The organism is Franzmannia pantelleriensis (assembly GCF_900102875.1).
Lineage (GTDB): Bacteria > Pseudomonadota > Gammaproteobacteria > Pseudomonadales > Halomonadaceae > Franzmannia > Franzmannia pantelleriensis.
On sequence record NZ_FNGH01000018.1, the window covers coordinates 45,651 to 66,639 of the forward strand.

Consider the following 20,989-nt stretch of genomic DNA (forward strand, 5'->3'; position numbering starts at 1 on the left):
TCCCTATCATCCCTGTTAACTCTAAAACCCAAACATGTTGACTGAGCCAATCAGTCCCAGCGGACCCTACCATGACCTTAGCCACCGATACCGTGGTGCGCCACGACTGGCGCCTCGACGAGATCCAGGCGCTGTTTGCGCTGCCCTTCAACGACCTGCTGTTCCGCGCCCAGCAGGTCCATCGTGCCCATTTCGACGCCAACGCCGTGCAGGTCGCCACCCTGCTCTCGATCAAGACCGGCGCCTGCCCCGAGGACTGCAAGTACTGCCCACAGTCGGGCCACTACAACACCGGGCTGGGCAAGGAGAAGCTGCTCGAGGTCGACAAGGTGGTAGAACAGGCCAGGGCCGCCAAGCAGGCCGGTGCCAGCCGCTTCTGCATGGGGGCTGCCTGGAAGAGCCCGCGCGACAAGGATTTGGATGTGGTGCTGGAGATGGTCAAGCGGGTCAAGGCGTTGGGACTGGAGACCTGCATGACACTGGGGATGGTGGACGGCGACCAGGCCGGGCGCCTGTCAGAGGCCGGGCTCGACTACTACAACCACAACCTCGATACCTCGCCGGAGTACTACGGCGAGATCATCACCACCCGCAGCTACGCCGATCGTCTGGACACGCTGGGCCACGTGCGTGATGCCGGCATGAAGGTCTGTTCCGGCGGCATCCTCGGCATGGGCGAGGCGCCCGCCGACCGCGCCGGGCTGCTGCAGCAGCTGGCACGGCTCTCGCCGCACCCGGAGTCGGTACCGATCAACATGCTGGTCAAGGTGCCGGGCACGCCGCTCGAAAACGTCGACGACCTCGACCCGATCGAGTTCATCCGCGCCATCGCCGTGGCGCGCATCCTGATGCCGAGGAGCCACGTGCGGCTATCCGCCGGCCGCGAGCAGATGAGTGAATCGACCCAGGCGCTGGCGTTTCTGGCCGGTGCCAACTCGATCTTCCACGGCGATACCCTGCTGACCACCGAGAACCCTGCCGTGGAACGCGACCGGGCGCTGTTCGACAAGCTCGGCCTGCACCCTGAACAGCCGCTCTACCACGATGCGACTGCGGCTCACGCCGCCGAGCCCGCCTAGGCATGTGGCAGCGACTCGAGCGCCGCCTGGCCGACCAGCGCCAACGCGGCCTGTGGCGCCAGCGTGCCGGTGGCACGGCGGAATGCATCGATTTTGCCGGCAACGACTACCTCGGCCTGGCACATCACCTACGCCTGGCCGACGCCCAGGCAGCCGCCGCCCGCCGCCTGGGCGCCGGCAGCGGCGCCTCGCACCTGGTCAGCGGCCACCGTGACGTCCACGAGGCTCTCGAACAGCGCCTGGCCACGCTGGTCGGTCGGCCGCGGGCGCTGCTGTTCTCCACCGGCTATATGGCCAACCTGGCGGTCATGCAGACCCTGTGCAACACCCAGACACGCCTCTTCCAAGACCGCCTCAACCACGCTTCGCTGCTCGACGGCGCGGCGCTGTCCGGGGCGCGTTCGCGGCGCTTCCACCATCGCGATCTCGACGACCTGACCCGCCTGCTGGCGCGGCGCCCCGCCGGCAGCGACGCGCTGATCGTCAGCGACGGCGTGTTCAGCATGGATGGCGACGTGGCGGACATCCGCGGCCTGGCGGCGCTCGCCCAGCGCCACGCGGCGACGTTGATGATCGACGACGCCCACGGCATCGGCGTGCTGGGCGAACACGGCGACGGCTGCGTGGGCCATGCCGTCGGCTGTGATCAGGTGCCGATCCTGGTCGGCACCCTGGGCAAGGCGCTGGGCAGCTTCGGCGCCTTCGTGGCCGGCGACGCGACACTGATCGAGGCACTGATTCAGTTCGCACGGCCCTATTGCTACACCACGGCGCTGCCCCCCGGGGTGGCCGCCGCCAGCCTGGCAGCGCTGGATATCGTCGACGCCGAACCCGAGCGCCGTGCGCGGCTAAGCACCAATATTGCCCTGTTCCGCCGCCTGGCCCGCAACGCCTCGCTGCCGCTGCTCGACAGTCATACGCCGATTCAGCCGCTGCTGCTGAGCGAACCGGCCCGCGCCCTTGCGTGGCAAGCCACCCTCGCCGCCCACGGCTACCAAGTCGGGGCGATCCGCCCACCCACGGTACCCGCCGGCACCGCACGCCTGCGCATCACCCTCTCCGCGTCGCACACGCCTGCAATGATCGAGCAACTGGTCGCGACGCTGAACGTCTGCCAGCAACGCGAGCCCGACGCGCGATGCCACGCCTGATCCTGCTCCACGGCTGGGGCGTCGACGCGCGCATCTGGGCGCCCCTGGCGGCTCACTGGCCGGACGCCGAGGCGCCGGCCTGCCCCGACTGGCCGGGCTACGGCACACGGGCGGCGCTCGGTGCGCCCGGTGATCTCGACGCTCTGGCCGATGCCATGGCCGCGGCGCTGCCAGCCGATGCGGTATGGGTAGGCTGGTCGCTGGGCGGGCTACTCGCCGCCGCTCTCAGCCTGCGCCTGCCCGCACCCCAGGGCCTGGTGATGCTAGGCATGGGGCCACGCTTCTGCCACCCGGCGGCGGTCAACGAGGCGGCGCTGGGCGATTTCCAGCGCGCCTTCTCCCGTGCCCCCGAGGCCAGCTGGCGGCATTTCCTGCGTTGGCAGTCAGGCGGCGAACCCTCACCACGCGACACCTACCGACAGCTCACCCGCCTGCTCGGCGACACGCCGCCGGCGACGCTGCCGACCCTGAGCGCCGGCCTGGCCCAGCTTAGCCAGCTCGACGCTCAGCATCTGGTACCGGCCCCACCCTGCCCGGTGGCCTGGCTATACGGCACCCGCGACCCACTGCTCGCGCCGAGTGGACTGCCATCTGGCGCCGAGGCACTGCCCGACAGCGGCCACTGCGCGATGCTCTCACAGCCTGTCGCACTGGCCCGTGCGCTGCAGCGGCTGGCCGGCGACTTCAGTCACGCCAGCACGATGGAGCGCCGATGAATATGCCCGCCCCCCTGGCTGCCACACGCTGGCAACGCAACGTGGCGCGAAGCTTCGGCCGCGCCGCGCCACGTTACCTGGCCCTGTCCGGCGCCCAGCAGCACATGGGCGAGGCGCTCTGGCAGCATCTTCCGAGGAGTGCCACGTCGATCCTCGACCTGGGCTGCGGCCCGGGACACTGGACCACGCGCCTCGCCACGCACTACCGCACCAGCGCCCTGGGCCTCGACCTGGCCCCAGGCATGCTCGCTGAGGCACAGCGGCGCTGTGCCGGGCGTGGCCACTGGCTATGCGCCGATGCCGCTCGCCTGCCGCTGGCCGACGCCAGCCACGACCTGGTGTTCTCCAACCTCGCGCTGCAGTGGTGCCCGGACCTCGCTCAGGTGTTCGCCGAACTCCACCGGGTGTTGGCGCCCGGCGCCACGGCGCTGATCAACACCCTGGCCCCCGGCACCCTGGCCGAGGTCGCCGAGGCCTGGTCGCGGCCACAGGCGCTACTCGACTTCCTATCCGCGGAACAGGTTGCCGCCAGCAGCCATGCTGCGGGCTTCAGCGTTCATATCGAGCAGGTTGCCGAGCGTTTTCACTATCCGGACCTCGCTGCGGTAATGGCCTCGATCAAGGGCGTCGGTGCCCAGCAACCGCCTCCAGCCGGGCAAGCGCCGCTGACTCGCAGCGACCTGATGCGCGCCCGACAGCGCTACGAGCGCCTGCGTGAACCCGCGGGGCTGCCGGTGACCTACCAGCGGCTGACCCTGATCCTGCAGCGCTGAGCACTTGGCCAACGACAACAGAACGAGGTTTGCATGAGTGCCTACTTCATTACCGGCACCGATACCGATGCCGGCAAAACCCTGATCGCCAGTGGCCTGCTGACGCTGGCCCGGCGCCAGGGCCTGACCACCCAGGGTCTCAAGCCGGTCGCCTCAGGCTGTGAGTCAACCCCTGCCGGCCTGCGCAACCGCGATGCCCTGGCCTTGCAGGCGGCGTCCAGCCCGCCGTTGCCCTATGACGAGATCAATCCCTTTGCCTTCGCGCCGGCCATCGCCCCGCACCTCGCCGCCCAGCAGGCCGGTACCACACTCAGCCTCGCCGCACTGGCCGAGCGGCTGACGCCACGGTTGGCGGAGGCACGCGACCTGACACTGATCGAGGGCGCCGGCGGCTGGCGGGTGCCGCTCAACGCCGACGAGGACCTCGCTGGACTTGCGACGCTATTGCGGCTACCGGCCATTCTGGTTGTCGGTGTGCGCCTCGGCGCGATCAACCATGCCCGCCTGACACTGGAGGCGATTCGCCGTGACGGGGTGCAGGTCGCCGGCTGGGTCGCCAACCGGGTCGATCCAGGGATGGACGCTGCCGAGGACAATCTGTCCAGCCTTACCCAGCAATTGGACGCCCCCTGCCTGGGCCGGGTCCCCTACCTGGCGCGCCCCACACCGTCCCAGGTCGCCGACCATGTCCAACTGCCGGAATAACGCGTTGACTTGCTGGCGACCATCCGTAAAATATGGGCGGCTTAGTCAGCACTGCTGCCAAGGCTGCGGATGTGGTGGAATTGGTAGACACGCCAGATTTAGGTTCTGGTGCCTTCGGGCGTGGGAGTTCAAGTCTCCCCATCCGCACCAATCAACGATGTCAGTCATTGCCATCAGTGATGCGCTGCGAGCGCTTCCAGCCGTTTTACCTCCCCACGCAAGTCTCCGTGCCTGGCCATGGCTAGCGGCGCGCCAACCACCCTCATTGCAAGCGCCTATCTCATCGGAATACATGCATGGCATCGCACTGTATGATGAGCATGACATCGCTATACTGATATCGTCGCAACGCTCAAGCTGGCGCCAGCACAGCCGATATCGACTCATATCGAGCATAGCGCTACGTTGAAAGGATCTTGCGATTGAATGACCTGGTGACCTCACACGATGTCTTTCGCCGCCTGGCCGACAGCTTGTCGATAGCCACCGATGACGGGTTCTTCGCGCAGCTGGCGACCGCACTTAGCGAGATCATGGGCGTGGATTACGTAATGATCGCGCAGGTCGACGACGACGGCCTTCATGCCACCACGCTGGCGCTGTGCGCACGAGGCAAGCTGGTCGACAACATTCGCTATCCGCTGGCCGGCACGCCCTGCGAGCAGGTCACAGGACGTGCGCCATGCCACTTTTCACAGCATGTCTGCCAGCGTTTTCCCGATGACGCGCTACTCGCCGAGCTTGACGTCGAAGCCTACCTGGGCGTACCGATGTCTGCCCCCGATGGACGCACGCTGGGCCTGCTAGCCGCAATGCACTCGCATCCCATCAACACCTCGCGCCATGCCGAGGAGGTAATGCGCATTGCCGCTGCCCGCGCCGGTTCAGAGCTGGCTCGCCAGGAGAGCGACCATCACCACCGCCAGCAACTGTTGAGCACCAACCGAGCCCTCAAGCTGCTTAGCCGCTGCAACGAGGCGCTGATTCAGGCGGATCACGAGCAGCAGTTGCTGGAGGCGATCTGCCAGTTGGCCGTCGAGATCGGCGGCTACCGTATGGCCTGGGTGGGCTACGCCCAGCATGACGATGAGCGACGCATCGAGCCCCAGGCTTCAGCAGGCAATGTGCAAGGGTATCTCGACCAGATCAGCCTGAGCTGGTCGGCACAGCACCCAAACGGCAAGGGCCCGTCAGGCAGGACGGTGCGCAGCGGCAAGCCGGTCATCATAAATGATCTGGCCAACGATCCAGGTTTCGTGCATTGGCGCGCGCTGGCCCTGCAGAATGGCTTTCACAGCATGATCTGCCTGCCGCTCAAGCGCGGCGGCCAGGTGTTCGGGATCCTCGCGCTTTATCAGTCGAACACACACCCGATCAGCGACGAGGAGCGCCAGCTGCTGTGTGAGCTGGCCGACAACCTGGCCTTCGGCATCGACACTCTGCGCCAGCGGATCGCCCAGCAGCGCATCCAGCGTGCCGTGCTCAAGATCGCCTCGGCGGTGTCGGCGCGCAGCGGCGAAGAGTTTCTCGACCAGTTGACGCATCATATGGCCGAAGCGCTGGACGCCGAGCTGGCTTTTATCGCGCGCCTCGACGAACGCGACTCGACACGCGCCAATACCCTGACCATCGTTATCGATGGCCAGCGCCAGCCCAACTTCAGCTACACCCTGCCTGGTGCGCCCTGCGAGGACGTGCTGATCGAAGCCGAGTGCATCGTCCACGATGAGGCCGGCAAGCGCCTGCCGGTAGAGGGCCGCGAGGCGCTCACCTGGGTACGCGCCTACGCCGGGCGCCGGCTGGACAACGCCGCCGGTGAGCCGATGGGGCTACTCGGCGTGATGTTCGCCGAGCCACTGCAGGATACCGAGCTGGTGAGCAGCGTGCTGCAGATCTTCGCCGCTGGCGTCGCTGCCGAACTGGAACGCCAGGAAGACGAGACGCGTATCCGCCGCCTGGCCTATCGCGACCCGGGCACCGGCCTACCCAACCGCACCGCCTTCATGCAGCGCCTGGAGGGTGCCCTGGAAGCACCCGGCGGAGCGCGGCTGGGCCTGATGCTGCTCGATCTCAACCGCTTCAAGGACATCAACGATACCCTCGGCCACGACATCGGCGACAAGGTGCTGGCGGCGGTGGCCAACAGCTTCTCCGGTGCGTTAGTGGGCAACGAGTATCTGGCACGCCTGGGGGGCGACGAATTCGTGGTGCTGGCCGAGCCCAGCGACGTTTATGCCATCACCCACACCGCCGAGCGCCTGCTACGCTCGCTGGCAGCGCCGCTGCAGCTCGACGAACAGGCCTTCGAGCTCGATGCCAGCATCGGTATCGCCTTCTACCCTGACGATGCCGGCAGCGCCCGTGAGCTGCTCAAGCATGCCGATATCGCCATGTATCAGGCCAAGCAGCAGGACGTCCCCTTCCGCTTCTTCGAAGAGCACATGGGCGCCGCCCTCGCCTCGCGGCTGGTGATGGCCAAGCGGCTGGCCGCGGCCTTGACCGACGGCGGCCTCAGCCTGCACTTCCAGCCACAGGTCGATCTGGCCAGCGGCTGCCTGGTAGGCGCCGAGGTACTGTGCCGCTGGCACGACGACGAACTCGGCACCGTGAGCCCGGCCGTGTTCATACCGCTGGCCGAGGAGCGTGGCATGATCGTGCCGCTCGGCAACTGGGTGATCGATGCCACCTGCCGCCAGCTCGCCGCCTGGCAGGCCGCAGGCCTTGTCATGCCCGGCCAGTTGGCGATCAATGTCGCCTCGCGGCAGTTCGACGACAACCAGCTGATCGCCACCCTGCAACGCTGCTGCAGCAGGCATGGGGTTGCCGCCAGTCAACTGGGGCTAGAACTCACCGAAAGCGGCTTCATGAGCGACCCCGACCAGGCCGTGGCCATCACCGAAGCGCTCAAGCGACTCGGCTTCGGGCTCTCCATCGATGACTTCGGTACCGGCTACTCGTCGCTGGCCTATCTCAAGCGCTTCGCTGCCGACAAGATCAAGATCGACATGTCGTTCGTCGCCGATATGCTTCAAAGTGACAACGACCACACCATCGTTACCACCATCATTGCCATGGCACGCAGCCTGAAAATGGAAACGATCGCCGAGGGCGTCGAGCATGCCGAACAGGCCGACGCCCTGCTGGCACTGGGCTGCCAGCAGGCGCAAGGCTATCACTTCAGCAAGCCGCTCACCGGCGAGCGCTTCGCCGAACGCTGGTTGGCCCCCATCCTGGTCAACTGAGCGTCGGGCACGAGACTCAGCTCAGTGTTTCGCCCTCCTGCTACGTTGCGGGGCTCGGATTCAACTGCTCGAACTGTGCCAGCAGGTCATGTTCATTACCCTGGGTGGTGATATGGGCTACCAACGGCTTGCGATTACGCCCCATCCACTCGATCTCGTTACGCCCCTCGACCAGCGCGTGATTGGCCTCATCCGCCGTGACCGGGCACACCCCGTTGATCTTGAGAATCACCGCGCGCTCGCTGATATGCCCCTTCAACGGGCTGCCCTCACCAATCCGCAGTACCCTCAGGCCACTGCACTGCAGTGACTCCTCGGCAAAATGCGTCTCCCACTCCTCATCGGATAGCTCATCATCCTGCACGAGATCATCGAGCTGTTGATTGATGTGAGTACACAGCAGCGCGGCGCCAAACAGCGCCACGCTTAGCGCCCCGACCCCCAGCGTAGGCAGCCCGCCAACGCGCAACACCATCAAGGTGGTGACAGGCGCCGAGATCGCCGCAGCCCCCCATAGCACTATTCCCAGCAGCGTGCGCTCCCGATTAACGTCCATACAGCTCTCCCCAAAGTATAGTTTTTATGACCTTGAGTTGTAGCGCATTTGGCAGCCAAATCGTGTCAAGAGATGTGCACTAACGTTTCCTGATAGTGGCATATTGATGCCGGACGGTACTGGCCACGGGCAATCACCAGATCAATCACCGCACGGGCCATATCAAACGTATGTTTTACAATTGCAAATTAAAGACTTATGCCAGGACGCCGATAATTCGGCCATAGGACATCCCCCCCCCAAATACCACCACCGAGAGACAGGGATTGTCCGTCGGCAGCTGCTTGGCGCACAACGATTGGACGTCCTTCTGACGGTAAAAATGTGTTACACCTGTGTATGGCTGAGCCCCAAGGCAAGGCCCACATGGACGCGGAGGCAGTGACCATGCAGACCCCGCCGCTACCCGGCAATGAAACGCAACGTCTGCAGCACCTATGGCGCTACACCCTTCACGACCGCCGACGCGACGCGGCGCTCGATGAGGTGACGCGCCTGGCGGCAGAACTGTTGGATACCCCCATGGCGACGCTGTCGCTGGTCGACGAACACTGTCAGTGGTTCAAGAGCTCGCAGGGCATGCCCGTCGATCAGACGCCTCGGGACATCTCCTTTTGTGCCCATAGCATTCTTCAAAATGAGTTGATGGAAGTCGCCGACACCCATCTCGACCCACGCTTTGCCGCTAACCCACAGGTCACCGAGGCGCCCTTCGTGCGCTACTACCTGGGCGCCCCCCTGCTCACTCGCAACGGCCATGCCCTCGGTTCGCTATGCGTGCTCGACACTCAGCCCCGCGAGGCTAGTCAACAGCATAAGCAGATACTTACCCTGCTGGCTCGACTGGTGATACAGCACTTCGAGCTGGGCCTGGACGCCCGCTTCATGACCGCCGTGGACGCTGCCAATATCGGCGTCTGGGAACTGGATGTCGGCTCTGGCACCGCCTTCTGGAGCCGCGCCATCTATCGCCAGCTGGGGTTCGACGACACCCAGCCCAGCCAGGCTGAAGCCGCCATCGCCCGCTATCATCCCGACGACCAGCCGCAGCTGCGGCGCTGCCTGCGCGACGCCTGCGAGCAGCAGCGTGGGTTCGAGGTGATTCTCAGGCTGATGGCGCCCGACGGTCGCTATGACTGGATGCAGCTCAACGGCGAGCCGCTGGTGGCCAATGGCGAAACGGTGCAGGTGCTCGGCACGGCGCGCAACGTCAACCGGCTCAAACGCATCGAGCAGCGCCTGCAACAGCAGCACCAGCTCGACCAAGTGCTGGTCAAGGCGCAGTCATCGTTCATTTCCAGCGGCGACAGCCACCAGGCTTTTGCACTGCTTCTCGACGATATCCTGGCCCTGACCGAGAGCGAATTCGGCTTTATCGGTGAGGTATTCCATGGCCACGATGGCAAGCCCTATCTCAAGATTCAGTCGATAACCGATGTCGCCTGGGATCAAGCCCCTCGAGCGATGCTCGACGCCGCCCCAGATGGCCTCGAGTTCCGTAATCTCGACAACCTGTTCGGCCATGCACTACGCACTGGCCAGACGGTGATCAGCAATGCGCCCGCCAGCGACCCGCGCAAGGGCCAGCTGCCCACAGGGCACCCACCGCTGAAGAGCTTCCTTGGCCTACCGATCAGCCTCGAAGGGCGGGTGGTTGCCATGCTGGGGCTAGCCAACCGCCCCGGCGGCTACGACGATGCGATGGTGGAATTCCTTACCCCGCTGCTCAGCACCGCCGCCCATTTGGTCGACACGCTGCGGGTAAGGCGCGAGCATCAGCGTAGTCAGCAGAGCATCGCGCGGTTGTCCCAGGTCGCCCAGCGCACCAGCAATAGCGTCTTCATCTGCGATGCCAACGACCGTATCGAGTGGGTCAATGAAGGATTCGAGCAGCTCAGCGGCTACTCCTTCCGGGAGGCCCATGGCAAGCGCCCGGGTCAGCTGCTACGCGGTCCGGCCACCGACCCCGAAGCCAACGCCCGCATCGAAGCGGCGCTGGCGCGCGGCGAAGGCTTCGAGGAAGAGGTCATTCACTATCGCCGCGACGGCACCCCCTACTGGGTGCATATCCGCTGCGATGCCCTCTACGACGAGCAGGGTGAGCTGAGCGGCTTTATCGATATCCAGTCCGACATTAGCGAGCGCAAGGCCTTCGAGGAGCGCCTGAAGCTCGCCGCACGGGTCTACGACAATACCCAGGAAGGCATCCTGATTACCGATGCCGAGCACCACGTGGTCGACGTCAACCCGGCCTGCTGTGACATTACCGGTTACACCCGTAACGAGATGATCGGCACCCATGCCACCCAGTTGAGCTCAAAAATACCTGGCGTCGCCGACGCCCAGGCGGTGATCGACCACCTGGCCGGCGGCGAGGACTGGCACGGCGAGTTTTCCGGGCGGCGCAAGAACGGCGAAAGCTACCCCGCCATGCTCTCGGTCTCGGCGGTCTACGACGACAGCGGCGAGTTGCTCAATCACGTGGCGGTGTTCTCGGACCTCACGCGCACCAAGCGCCACCACGAGGAGCTATTTCGCGCTGCCAACTTCGACAAGCTCACCGGGCTTGCCAACCGTGACCACCTGACCCAGAAGCTGCAGGATCTGCTCGACTACGCCGAGGGCTACGACCAGTCACTGACGGTGTGCATGCTCGATCTCGACCGCTTCGGCAATATCAATCAGGTCTATGGTCACCAGCTGGCCGACCGGCTACTGGTGGCACTGGCCTCACGCCTGCAGGCGCTGATGGAGGAGCAGGGCAAGCTGGCGCGGGTCGGTGGCGACGAGTTCGCGCTGATCCTGCCCGAGTCGCATCAACGCCTCGAGTTTCTCGAACACCTCCGCGACGCTCTCGCCAAGCCGCTGATCGTCGACAATGAAACGCTCAGTGTCACCGCCAGCATCGGCGTCTCGACCTACCCTCAGGACGACAGCGACGCCGACATGCTGCTGCGCCACGCCACCCAGGCGATGTATCAGGCCAAGCAGCGCGGCGGTGACTGCTACCAGCTTTTCGATGCCGATCAGGACCTCCGCCTGCGCCGTCAGCGCGACCAGCTCAACCGGCTGGCAAGGGCACTCGATGACCAGGAGTTCGAGCTCTACTACCAGCCCCAGGTCGACCTTGCCCAGCAGCGGGTGGTGGGCGTCGAGGCGCTGATCCGCTGGCGCCATCCGCAACGCGGCCTATTAGCACCCGGCCATTTTCTGCCTCTGCTGGCCGGCACCGAACTGGAGCAGGCCATCGACGAGTGGGTGTTGGAAACCGCGCTGCGACAGTCCGATGCCTGGCGACACGCCGGCATGGCACTGCCGATCAGCGTCAACCTCAGCCCTCAGTCACTGGTGCGGCGCGAGTTCCTCGACGTCCTGGCCCATCTCATGCAGCAACACCCGCAGATAGGGCCCGGTGATATCAAGGTCGAGGTACTGGAATCCGCCGCGCTGGACGATATCGACGCGGCCATGCAGGTCATGGAAGGCTGTCAGGCGCTGGGCATCGAGCTGGCGCTGGACGACTTCGGCACCGGCTACTCGTCGCTCTCCTACCTGCGCAACCTGCCCGTCGACCTGATCAAGATCGACCGCAGCTTCGTCTCACGGATGCTGGAGAGCGACGACGACCACGCCATCGTCGAGAGCGTGATCTTCCTAGCCGGCAAGTTCAATCGTCCGGTACTCGCCGAAGGCGTGGAGAGCATGGCTCACGCCCGCGCACTGGGGGCACTGGGCTGCCACCTGATGCAGGGTTACGGTATCGCCAGGCCGATGCCTGCTGCCGAGATTCCCGCCTGGCAGCGGTCTCAGTACGGCGCATGGGCCATTGGCCAATAACGACAGCGCCCAGGCACAGAGCCTGGGCGGCAGGGTACCTTCCCGTTCCAGTCGGCCGTTAGAAGGTGTAGGACACCCCCACCACAGCGACCGGATAGAACGGCAGCTTGTCGGCTTCATCCTTCAGGCGCTGCTCCTCGCGACGCAGGTCGCGGCGGAACTGGTCGCTTTGCGCCTCGTAGTTCTCTGAGGTGCTCAGCGATACGTCGATGCTGGTCGCCATCACTCCCAGCTCGGAAAACAGCCCAAAGCCCTGCCGATGCGATGAACGCCAGCCCAGGCCGGCATAAGGCTGCACGCCATCGGCGATGGTCAGCTTGCCGTGCACGCTGCCGATATCACTGGCGGCATAGGTCTGCCCATCGAACTCGAAGGTATCGTTGCGCTTGGAACGGCCACTCACGTTAGCTTCCATATCCGGCAGCATGGCGCCGGCGGTAAGGTAGAAACGCCCGGCAAACGGATAATAGTCGAACTTGATGGCCCCAGCGGAGATATCCAGGTCGCCATCGTAGTCGACATCGTCGGTGTCGAAATCGCCGCTCCAGCTCAAGCCGCCGGCGTACTGGGCGGTCACCCCCATGCGCTCATGAAAGCGCCATGACACCTCGGCCCCGACCCCGGTGGTGCCCGCCAGCACGCCAACACTGTAGCGATCCTCGAAGGCCTGAGCGCTACTTGCGCCCGCACCCAACAGCAGCGCCGCCATGCCGGCAGTAATCGACTTATACATTATGAATATCCCTTGCGTAATGATCCGATGCGGGCTTCATACCCCGCCAGAGTGCTATCGGCAACCGCTCGCTTATCTTTAATACATCAACCTAATCAGAGGGATATCAGCGCTGCAGCAGTGTGAGAATCATATTGGGCAGCTGATTGGCCTGAGCCAAGACCGCCATGCTGGCCTGCTGGAGAATCTGCGCGCGAACCATTTTCGACACCTCGGCGGCATAGTCAGCGTCCATGATCCGCGAGCGTGAGGCCGCCAGGTTGATCTGGGTGGTCGCCAGGTTATCGATCACCCCTTCGAGGCGATTGTGCGTCGCGCCCAAATAGCTACGCTGGCGGTCGACGCGCGTTAGTGCCTCATCGAGCCGCGCCAGCCGGTCCTCGTCCACCTCCTCGACATTGAAGTCCTCGAGACCCAGCCCGTCGAGGTCGAGTGCCGTCAAGGCAATATCGATCGTCTGACCATCATAGGCCCCCACCTGGATCGACAGCGAGCGGGACTGCCCCAGCGGCTTGACGCCGTTGAAATCCGTCTGGCCGGTAAGGCGGTTGATTTCGTCGAGGCGCTGATCGACTTCGTGCTGGATCGACGCCAGGTCGCGCTCATTCAGCGTGCCGTTGGCCGCCTGCACCGAGAGCTCGCGGATACGCTGGAGATTGTCGTTGACCTGGTTCAATGCCCCTTCGGCGGTCTGCACCAGCGAGATACCGTCATTGGCATTGCGCTGCGCCTGGGCGAGCCCACGGATCTGCGCGGTCATGCGATTGGCAATCGCCTGACCGGCGGCATCGTCCTTGGCACTGTTGATACGCAGGCCCGACGACAGCCGCTGCATCGCCGTCTGCATCTCAGACTGGCTGGCGTGGAGATGCTGGCGCGCCAGCATCGACATGATAGACGTATTGAGCACCAGCACCGAGGCAAGCCCCCAAGCGCGCGCCGGGTGGCGCGCAGAGATAGATACTCAGATTATCGGCAGGCGTGGCAACATCTTGAGAAGAAACTGCTGCTATCGGTGAGGCCGGCGTTACGCCACCTCGTCGAGCATTGACAGCGTATAGGCGCGCTGATCGGCCACCACCTTGGCGTAGATCGCATGCACCTCGTAGTAGGCGGCCTCATGGCTCTGATCCATGCCCGATGCCTCGAGGCGCACCATCAGCGTGCGGGCATCGTGGATCAGGCTATCGAACTCCTCGATCACCTGCTGGTACTCATCTGGCGTCACGGCATACATCTCGACATCGTGGAACATATGGAACAGTGTAAGCCACTCTCCGCGACGCCGATTGACCAAAAAGCGAATGGAAACAGGGCCTGCGGCGCTAATTGAGCAGCGCGCCAGGATGGCGAATCCAATCACCCCACACGGCAATTGTCGCCAGAGCTAATGTAGGAGCGATTTCAATCGCGATGACGTTGGCCAAGCTCGGCAGCGCTGCGCAATGCAATCGTGTTAACCCGTTTGGATCGCCTGGGTCTGCTGGTAGAGCTTGATGGCGCTGTTCAGCGCCACCTGCTCGTGTTCATCGAGCTCCAGCATGGGGCCGGACGGTACCGCACCGGGATCGCTCACCTCGTCAAGCAAGTGCGCATGGCGTTTCAGCAGGTGGTCGAGGTTCATGCGAATCATGGTCAGGTTGACCTGGAAGGCGTGCTGCTGTCGCTCCCGGCGGGCACGCTCATCGCCCGGCGGCGCCTGCTCGATCAGCGTCGCAAGCGTCTCGTCGATAAAGCGTTCAGTGGCTTTCAGCTTGGGGATAAGATCGTGCAGCAGCTCGCGTACAGAGATGCGGTCGCCGATGGTGGTCATGGCAGCATCTCCAAGTGGTGATGCCCGCGCCCTTCGCCGACGCCAATCTCGATCATCGCCGCATGGGGGCAACCGAGCCTCTTCTTGCAGTGCTGAAGCTTGCGACGCTCGCGGTGGCGGGCGGCCTGGGCATCACTCTTCAGCACCTCGATCACCGCCAGGGTTTCACCGCTGACGCGGCGATGGATCAGCAGGTCCGGAAAGATGGTCGGCGCCTCGGTGGTGGCGCTGGTGGTAGACACCACGATATGGCCACGGCTCTGCAGCGGCCCGCGCCAGCAGTTGAACTCGCAATCGACATCCCAATCGGGAAAAAGCCCCTGAAGATGGCAGCCCAGGCGAGCGGTGATACTACGTTCGGTTGCCCGCGCCACCAGCAGCGCCGCATCGCGCTCCTGCAAGCGCGTCAGCGCCTGCTCCAGGCCACCGATAACGTCCGCCTCCAGGGCGGTGGGAAAGGTCTCGATATGGGTCATGCGCTGATATCCCCTGCGTTGTGGTGCTCGCTTCTTGTTGTATTCATCAGCATATCGGCATGTAGGCGGAAAACTTGAGCCGTACTAATGGGGTGGCAGCAGTCAAGGCAACGCTATTCAGCCCGACATCGCAAGCGCATGTGTCCGCTGCTGCTTCACAGCATCATCGAGAATCACTAGCAGCCTGTCGTAGTCCTCTGTCATCTGCTTATCCATGCCGGAGGCCTCGAAGCGGTCGATGGTGTACTGGGTATCGTCAATGACACCCTGAAGCTCATGGATCACTTGCTGGTGCTCTTCAATGGTCATGTCATGTCCTCAGAAAGCAAAAAACCGGCCCCTCGAAAGGAGCCGGTTCGTTGGCAGTGCCAAAGGGAAGAAGCCTATTCCCTAGTAGCTCAACCTTAACCCAGCAGAGACAGGACGTTCTGCGGGATCTGGTTGGCCTGTGCCAGTACCGAAGTGCCGGCCTGCTGCAGGATTTGGGCGCGGGTCATGTTGGCCACTTCCACCGCGTAGTCGGCATCTTCGATGCGCGAACGGGCAGCGGCCAGGTTGGTCTCGTTAGTGCTCAAGTTGGTGATGGCATCTTCGAAACGGTTCTGCACGGCACCCAGGTCGGAGCGGAGGCTATCTATATTCTTGAGAGCGGTATCGATATCGGCCAATGGCGTCAAACCGGCATCCTTGACCTGAGCTTCTGTCAAGGCGGCGGCGCCAATCGTACCACTGACGACGCCCTCGTCACTTACCATTACGTCAGTAAGAGTGAAGTAGTCACCGGCTTCGTCACGGATGTAATAAGTATCATTATCGGCAGCATCCTTGATCGTAAAGACAGTGCCTGCATCATTGATAGCATCTGAGAAGTTAACGCCCGAGTTAATCGGGTTCGTATCAGGGTCGGCGGCATTACCATCCGCTGTAGCAGCGAAGTCAGAAGCAGCGACTGTACGCGGAAGGTTGGTGACATCCAGGCTACCCAACCCCAAGGTCTCAGTAGTAATTTCTCTAAGACCAACATTGATGGCTTCGCCGTCGTTAGCACCAACCTGAATGGCAATGCTTTGATTATCAGCCAGCACCTTGACGCCGTTGAAGTTGGTCTCCTTGGAGATGCGATCGATCTCGGAGGTGCGCTGATTGATCTCATCCTGGATGGACTGCAGGTCATCGGCAGAGTTGGTGCCGTTCTGGGCCTGTACCGTCAGCTCACGAATACGCTGGACGTTATCGTTGATCTGGTTCAGGGCGCCCTCAGCGGTCTGGGCAACCGAGATACCGTCGTTGGCGTTACGCTGAGCCTGAGCCAGACCGGTGATCTGAGCAGTCATACGGTTGGCGATAGCCTGGCCGGCGGCGTCGTCCTTGGCGCTGTTGATGCGCAAGCCCGAGGAGAGACGTTCCATGGAGGTCTGCAGAGCATTCTGGCTCTTTTGCAGATTGGATTGGCCAATCATGGAAGTGATGTTTGTATTGATCACGGACATGTTTAAGGTCTCACATGTGATAACGGGTCACGAGCCTCACAGCGCTCATTCTCTGTATCGGCCATCAGATGCAAAACTTTAGTACTCCCGCCGACTTTTTTGCCGGGCCATGCACCCTGTGCGCCTAGCGGATTTCCACCCCCTTCGGTATCGCACCGTCCCAGGGCTTGGCATCGAAACCACTCACGCTAGCGCCCTCGGGCCCATTCGGCACCTCATCGCAGAGGGGTTGCAGGTCACCCAGCTTGCCGTGAATTACAGCCTCCACGCTGCCATCGGAACTGTTACGTACCCAGCCCGCGATGCCCCGTTCTACCAGCTGGCTGGCAAACCATTGGTGATAACCGACCCCCTGTACCTGGCCGCTGATCAACAGGCGCAGCGTCAGTATATCGTCTTCCGAGAATACAGGTGCGGTTCCTTCGGGCAGATTGAAGTGCCAGGGAGAGATATCCGTCAAAAAACAGAAGTGCTCGTGCACCTTTCGGGTAATCGTCTTCCAAGACAGCTGAACATGATCTCCCTCGGGCAAATGACTTACCCAGTTACGCATGGCAGGGTTCATTTCAAAGATAACAAGTTTACTTGGATCGTCAGCGGACGGGGAAAAATCCACACCGCAATAATCCAACCCTAGCGCCTGCATCGCCTCAGACAAGGCGGCCCAGTTAGATTCCCCCAAGTGCCTAGCCGGGTCATGACAGTACGCTCGTTCAAGATCGACCAGCCAGGGATTGGCCTGCATGATCTTCTCGGCGCTCTTCAGATGAACATTAAAGCTGTCACCGGTGAAAAGGTGGCAAGGGTATAGGTTACTCCCCACCATAAAAGCACGATACTTGGGGAATAGCCGTATATCAGGGCAGCGTGCATCCTGATAGCTAACATCATGATACTCAATCAAGTACAGCGTCTGGGGTTGCTGAGCGAGGGCAGCGTCCAGCTCCTTGTAGTCGTGCGAGGCTGGCTCCTGAACCAGGTGCATATACTTGCCACCCTGATAGCCGGCCAGCCGAACAATCAGCGGAAAGGTCAACGACTCCTTTTTAACAGCATCCTCCACCAGGGCCCTGCAGTCGCCTTGAACATGCTCCAACTTAATGCTCTTCGGCACTATCACGCCCTGGGCCCCCATCAGTCGATCATGGTTGCCTTCTCGCGATGCTGCCAACACCTCCAAGGGTGCATTCACGACCGGCACACACAAGCGATCACATAAACGGTGTGCATGGGCAAGCGCCTCTGCACAACGCTCGGCGTCGGTAATGGCGTTATAGACCAAATCGAGCTTGGGCAGCTTTCGGGCCACCTCGGGCGCACTACTTATGGTATCTACGAATAGTGTCCATACCTCGATATGCGCCGCATCCAGCAGTAGCGAGAGATTATTGTGCCCCTCCATTATCTGCGCCTGGAACGTCTTGCGGTTGATTCGCCACTCGGAAGACTCTGCGGTCATCAGCACCAGCACTCGCATCTTGCGCTGATTGTCCGGGATCTTCTTCTCACAGCGGAAAGGCTCGAGCCGTAACCCTCGACGCACCCAGTACTCGGCCTGCTCGTTAAGGCCAGCCTCAGTATAAAGCGCCGACAGCGTCATCATGCCTTTGGACTCTGTCGGGCGGAGCTCAACATAGCGCAGCAGGGCACTGATGGCGGCAAGGTCCTGGCGCCCCATGGCGTGAAGCTTGGCCAACAGCCAGAATACCCTCGGATAGCTGGGGAGCTGGTAACTAGCGGCCAGCAGAGAGTGCAGTGCCTTGGTCATGTCTCCGGCTTCCAGCTCAAGCTCGCCCTGTAGTAGCAGTGCCTCGGCGTGCCCGGGATCCAGTCGCTGAAGCTGCAGCAGCACTTCGACCGCTAACTCGTGGCGCTGCATCTTGATCAGTTGACGAATATTGGCCGCCAGGCGCGCCACCTCCCCGGACTGTGGCCGCTTTAGCTCCAACTGATGGCCATTGATCGCTTTTTGCCGACGCCCCATTTCACTCACCTCCATTACCAGACCATGCCAACCCAGCAAAACCCTAAAGACAAAAACCGGCCCCAGGAGAGGCCGGTTCTATATAGGATACGGGAAACCGCGTCTCCCCTATCGCTGGATTAACCCAGCAGAGACAGCACGTTTTGCGGGATCTGGTTGGCCTGGGCCAGAACGGAGGTGCCGGCCTGCTGCAGAATCTGCGCACGGGTCATATCGGCGACTTCCATCGCGTAGTCGGCATCTTCGATGCGCGAACGGGCCGCGGCCAGGTTGGTCTCGTTGGTATCGAGGTTGGTGATGGCGTCCTCGAAGCGGTTCTGCACCGCACCCAGGTCGGAGCGCAGACTATCGATGTCCTTCAATGCCTCATCGATATTTGCCAGTGGCTCAAGTGCAAAGTCATCAGGATCGACAGTACCGGTGAAGGTAACTTCGCCATCCGCGGCCACTGCCGCGGCATCACCCAGCGCGGCAAAGGCCACTTCGCCATCAGTATCAGTGTAACGCTCGAAGTATGCTGCATCGCCATCATCATCATTGATGGCTACTACCTGACCGTCGTTCGTCAAGCCACCGAAGGAAGACCCAACGCCATCAGTAGCATCCTCGAAATCACCGGCCACCTTGATCTGGGGCAGATTGCCGACATCCAGGTCGTCCAGGCCCAGGGTTTCGGTGGTGATTTCACGCAGGCCGACGTTAATGGCTTCGCCGTCGTTGGCGCCTACCTGAATGGCGATGCTCTGGTTATCGGCCAGCACATTGACGCCGTTGAAGTTGGTCTCCTTGGAGATGCGGTCGATCTCGGAGGTGCGCTGATCGATCTCATCCTGGATGGACTGCAGGTCATCGGCGGAGTTGGTGCCGTTCTGCGCCTGCACCGTCAGCTCACGGATACGCTGTACGTTGTCGTTGATCTGGTTCAGCGCGCCTTCAGCGGTCTGGGCCACGGAGATACCATCGTTGGCGTTGCGCTGGGCCTGGGCCAGACCGGTGATCTGGGCGCTCATGCGGTTGGCGATGGCCTGACCGGCCGCATCGTCCTTGGCGCTGTTGATACGCAGGCCGGAGGAGAGACGCTCCATGCTGGTCTGCAGGGCATTCTGGCTCTTCTGAAGATTGGACTGGCCAATCATGGAAGTGATATTGGTGTTGATCACTGACATCGTAATGTCTCCTTGCTCTCGTCAATTGACCCCAACTTGGAGCCATCTCAGCGGCCACTCGTGCCGTTATACTCTTTAACGGCGCCTACGCTGGGTTCTTGAGCCTTATAAGCATTTTTTCTGTAAAAGCCTGTAAAACCGCGCTGGCAATAGCAGTTCACCACCGCATGCCAATCATCACAATGCAAAAGGCCTCCCGAAGGAGGCCTGTGGGTAGCGCTGGCTAAACCATTAACCCAGCAGCGACAGCACGTTCTGCGGGATCTGGTTGGCCTGGGCCAGAACGGAGGTGCCGGCCTGCTGCAGAATCTGCGCACGGGTCATATCGGCGACTTCCATGGCGTAGTCGGCATCTTCGATGCGCGAGCGGGCGGCGGCCAGGTTGGTCTCGTTGGTATCGAGGTTGGTGATGGCGTCCTCGAAGCGGTTCTGCACCGCACCCAGGTCGGAGCGCAGGCTATCGATATCTTTCAGGGCCGAGTCAATATCGGCCAGGGGAGTCAAGCCAGCTGCTGAGGCGTCCTCAGCTGTCAGGGCATCAGTCTCAGGGTCAAGCTCGTCCTGACTGGCAAACGATACTTCACCATCAGTAACGGTGGCAGCTCCCAAGGCAAAGAAGTTGCCATCGCTATCTTGCATGTAGTAGTCACCATCATCATTCTGAATTACGGTACCGGTAATTTCCTCAGCAAAGGATTCACCATCCTCAAAGTCAGTGGCTGATACCACCTGGGGCAGCTCGCTGACATTGAGATCGGTCAGGCCGAGGGTCTCGGTGGTGATCTCGCGCAGGCCAACATTGATGGCCTCGCCGTCGTTGGCGCCGACCTGAATGGCGATGCTCTGATTTTCGGCCAGAACGTTGACGCCGTTGAAGTTGGTTTCCTTGGAGATACGGTCGATCTCGGAGGTACGCTGACCGATCTCGTCCTGGATGGACTGCAGGTCGTCAGCAGAGTTGGTGCCGTTCTGCGCCTGGACAGTCAGCTCACGGATACGCTGAACGTTGTCGTTGATCTGGTTCAGGGCGCCTTCAGCAGTCTGGGCCACCGAAATACCGTCGTTGGCGTTGCGCTGCGCCTGGGCCAGACCGGTGATCTGGGCGCTCATGCGGTTGGCGATGGCCTGACCGGCGGCGTCATCCTTGGCGCTGTTGATACGCAGGCCGGAGGAGAGACGCTCCATGCTGGTCTGCAGGGCGTTCTGGCTTTTCTGAAGATTGGACTGGCCAATCATGGAGGTGATGTTGGTATTGATCACGGACATGA

18 protein-coding genes and 1 tRNA gene are annotated in these 20,989 nt (G+C 62.4%); 8 read left to right on the forward strand and 11 right to left on the reverse strand.

Translation table 11 applies throughout. From position 1 onward, the window contains the following. Positions 1-71: 71 nt before the first annotated feature. The 7 genes from bioB (at position 72) to BLT16_RS18755 (ending at position 7,666) form a co-directional block, all read left to right on the forward strand. A complete protein-coding gene (gene bioB, locus BLT16_RS18725) occupies positions 72-1,079 on the forward strand; it encodes a biotin synthase BioB (protein ID WP_089660369.1) in 1,008 nt (335 codons plus the stop codon). 2 nt (positions 1,080-1,081) lie between these two features. Next, positions 1,082-2,230 carry an 8-amino-7-oxononanoate synthase gene (gene bioF, locus BLT16_RS18730; protein ID WP_089660371.1) on the forward strand — a complete coding sequence of 383 codons (1,149 nt, stop codon included), beginning with the start codon at positions 1,082-1,084 and terminating at the stop codon, positions 2,228-2,230. Then, positions 2,218-2,946 (forward strand): alpha/beta fold hydrolase, encoded by a 729-nt coding sequence (locus BLT16_RS18735; protein WP_089660373.1) that lies wholly within the window; start codon positions 2,218-2,220, stop codon positions 2,944-2,946. Before bioF ends, BLT16_RS18735 begins: the two co-directional genes overlap by 13 nt. Further along, positions 2,943-3,719, forward strand: a complete 777-nt coding sequence (locus BLT16_RS18740) for a methyltransferase domain-containing protein (RefSeq protein WP_245701766.1) — start codon at positions 2,943-2,945, stop codon at positions 3,717-3,719. The genes BLT16_RS18735 and BLT16_RS18740 overlap by 4 nt, the downstream gene beginning before the upstream one ends. Before the next feature lie 33 nt (positions 3,720-3,752). Beyond that, positions 3,753-4,424 carry a dethiobiotin synthase gene (bioD, locus tag BLT16_RS18745; RefSeq protein WP_089660375.1) on the forward strand — a complete coding sequence of 224 codons (672 nt, stop codon included), beginning with the start codon at positions 3,753-3,755 and terminating at the stop codon, positions 4,422-4,424. A gap of 65 nt (positions 4,425-4,489) precedes the next feature. Further along, a tRNA-Leu gene (locus BLT16_RS18750) sits at positions 4,490-4,574 on the forward strand. Positions 4,575-4,846: 272 nt separating this feature from the next. Beyond that, complete coding sequence (locus BLT16_RS18755) at positions 4,847-7,666, forward strand: bifunctional diguanylate cyclase/phosphodiesterase (protein ID WP_089660377.1); 2,820 nt, start codon at positions 4,847-4,849, stop codon at positions 7,664-7,666. Between the two features lie 40 nt (positions 7,667-7,706). Here the strand turns inward: BLT16_RS18755 and BLT16_RS18760 are convergent, their stop codons facing one another. After that, positions 7,707-8,222, reverse strand: coding sequence for a hypothetical protein (locus tag BLT16_RS18760; protein WP_089660379.1), 516 nt, complete (start codon positions 8,220-8,222; stop codon positions 7,707-7,709). A 339-nt stretch (positions 8,223-8,561) separates the two neighbouring features. Here BLT16_RS18760 and BLT16_RS18765 point away from each other — a divergent pair, with 339 nt between their 5' ends. Further along, positions 8,562-12,059: an EAL domain-containing protein gene (locus BLT16_RS18765; RefSeq protein ID WP_089660381.1), complete on the forward strand. Its 3,498-nt coding sequence runs from the start codon at positions 8,562-8,564 to the stop codon at positions 12,057-12,059. A gap of 58 nt (positions 12,060-12,117) precedes the next feature. Here BLT16_RS18765 and BLT16_RS18770 read toward each other — a convergent pair whose 3' ends face one another. The 10 genes from BLT16_RS18770 to BLT16_RS18815 form a co-directional block, all read right to left on the reverse strand. After that, positions 12,118-12,792 (reverse strand): hypothetical protein, encoded by a 675-nt coding sequence (locus tag BLT16_RS18770; RefSeq protein ID WP_245701767.1) that lies wholly within the window; start codon positions 12,790-12,792, stop codon positions 12,118-12,120. Positions 12,793-12,898: 106 nt separating this feature from the next. Further along, a complete protein-coding gene (locus BLT16_RS18775; protein ID WP_089660383.1) occupies positions 12,899-13,708 on the reverse strand; it encodes a flagellin N-terminal helical domain-containing protein in 810 nt (269 codons plus the stop codon). A gap of 111 nt (positions 13,709-13,819) precedes the next feature. Continuing rightward, complete coding sequence (locus BLT16_RS18780; RefSeq protein ID WP_143025092.1) at positions 13,820-14,029, reverse strand: hypothetical protein; 210 nt, start codon at positions 14,027-14,029, stop codon at positions 13,820-13,822. Positions 14,030-14,248: 219 nt separating this feature from the next. After that, complete coding sequence (locus tag BLT16_RS18785; RefSeq protein WP_089660387.1) at positions 14,249-14,605, reverse strand: hypothetical protein; 357 nt, start codon at positions 14,603-14,605, stop codon at positions 14,249-14,251. After that, positions 14,602-15,081: a hypothetical protein gene (locus tag BLT16_RS18790; RefSeq protein WP_089660389.1), complete on the reverse strand. Its 480-nt coding sequence runs from the start codon at positions 15,079-15,081 to the stop codon at positions 14,602-14,604. The genes BLT16_RS18785 and BLT16_RS18790 overlap by 4 nt, the downstream gene beginning before the upstream one ends. 117 nt (positions 15,082-15,198) lie before the next feature. Next, a complete protein-coding gene (locus BLT16_RS18795) occupies positions 15,199-15,390 on the reverse strand; it encodes a hypothetical protein (protein ID WP_089660391.1) in 192 nt (63 codons plus the stop codon). Positions 15,391-15,485: 95 nt separating this feature from the next. Then, complete coding sequence (locus BLT16_RS18800; RefSeq protein WP_089660393.1) at positions 15,486-16,571, reverse strand: FliC/FljB family flagellin; 1,086 nt, start codon at positions 16,569-16,571, stop codon at positions 15,486-15,488. Between the two features lie 124 nt (positions 16,572-16,695). Beyond that, complete coding sequence (locus BLT16_RS18805) at positions 16,696-18,570, reverse strand: acylphosphatase (RefSeq protein ID WP_089660395.1); 1,875 nt, start codon at positions 18,568-18,570, stop codon at positions 16,696-16,698. A 104-nt stretch (positions 18,571-18,674) separates the two neighbouring features. Further along, positions 18,675-19,721: a flagellin N-terminal helical domain-containing protein gene (locus BLT16_RS18810; protein ID WP_089660397.1), complete on the reverse strand. Its 1,047-nt coding sequence runs from the start codon at positions 19,719-19,721 to the stop codon at positions 18,675-18,677. Between the two features lie 231 nt (positions 19,722-19,952). Further along, positions 19,953-20,987 (reverse strand): flagellin N-terminal helical domain-containing protein, encoded by a 1,035-nt coding sequence (locus BLT16_RS18815; RefSeq protein ID WP_089660398.1) that lies wholly within the window; start codon positions 20,985-20,987, stop codon positions 19,953-19,955. Between the last annotated feature and the right edge of the window lie 2 nt (positions 20,988-20,989).

Excerpts from the sequence above, each read along its gene's own strand:
- bioB (WP_089660369.1), top strand. The coding sequence starts at position 72 with ATGACCTTAGCCACCGATACCGTGGTGCGCCACGACTGGCGCCTCGAC.
- bioF (WP_089660371.1), top strand. The coding sequence starts at position 1,082 with ATGTGGCAGCGACTCGAGCGCCGCCTGGCCGACCAGCGCCAACGCGGC.
- BLT16_RS18735 (WP_089660373.1), top strand. The coding sequence starts at position 2,218 with ATGCCACGCCTGATCCTGCTCCACGGCTGGGGCGTCGACGCGCGCATC.
- BLT16_RS18740 (WP_245701766.1), top strand. The coding sequence starts at position 2,943 with ATGAATATGCCCGCCCCCCTGGCTGCCACACGCTGGCAACGCAACGTG.
- bioD (WP_089660375.1), top strand. The coding sequence starts at position 3,753 with ATGAGTGCCTACTTCATTACCGGCACCGATACCGATGCCGGCAAAACC.
- BLT16_RS18760 (WP_089660379.1), bottom strand. The coding sequence starts at position 8,222 with ATGGACGTTAATCGGGAGCGCACGCTGCTGGGAATAGTGCTATGGGGG.
- BLT16_RS18765 (WP_089660381.1), top strand. The coding sequence starts at position 8,562 with ATGGCTGAGCCCCAAGGCAAGGCCCACATGGACGCGGAGGCAGTGACC.
- BLT16_RS18770 (WP_245701767.1), bottom strand. The coding sequence starts at position 12,792 with ATGTATAAGTCGATTACTGCCGGCATGGCGGCGCTGCTGTTGGGTGCG.
- BLT16_RS18780 (WP_143025092.1), bottom strand. The coding sequence starts at position 14,029 with ATGTATGCCGTGACGCCAGATGAGTACCAGCAGGTGATCGAGGAGTTC.
- BLT16_RS18785 (WP_089660387.1), bottom strand. The coding sequence starts at position 14,605 with ATGACCACCATCGGCGACCGCATCTCTGTACGCGAGCTGCTGCACGAT.
- BLT16_RS18790 (WP_089660389.1), bottom strand. The coding sequence starts at position 15,081 with ATGACCCATATCGAGACCTTTCCCACCGCCCTGGAGGCGGACGTTATC.
- BLT16_RS18795 (WP_089660391.1), bottom strand. The coding sequence starts at position 15,390 with ATGACCATTGAAGAGCACCAGCAAGTGATCCATGAGCTTCAGGGTGTC.
- BLT16_RS18800 (WP_089660393.1), bottom strand. The coding sequence starts at position 16,571 with ATGTCCGTGATCAATACAAACATCACTTCCATGATTGGCCAATCCAAT.
- BLT16_RS18805 (WP_089660395.1), bottom strand. The coding sequence starts at position 18,570 with ATGGAGGTGAGTGAAATGGGGCGTCGGCAAAAAGCGATCAATGGCCAT.
- BLT16_RS18810 (WP_089660397.1), bottom strand. The coding sequence starts at position 19,721 with ATGTCAGTGATCAACACCAATATCACTTCCATGATTGGCCAGTCCAAT.
- BLT16_RS18815 (WP_089660398.1), bottom strand. The coding sequence starts at position 20,987 with ATGTCCGTGATCAATACCAACATCACCTCCATGATTGGCCAGTCCAAT.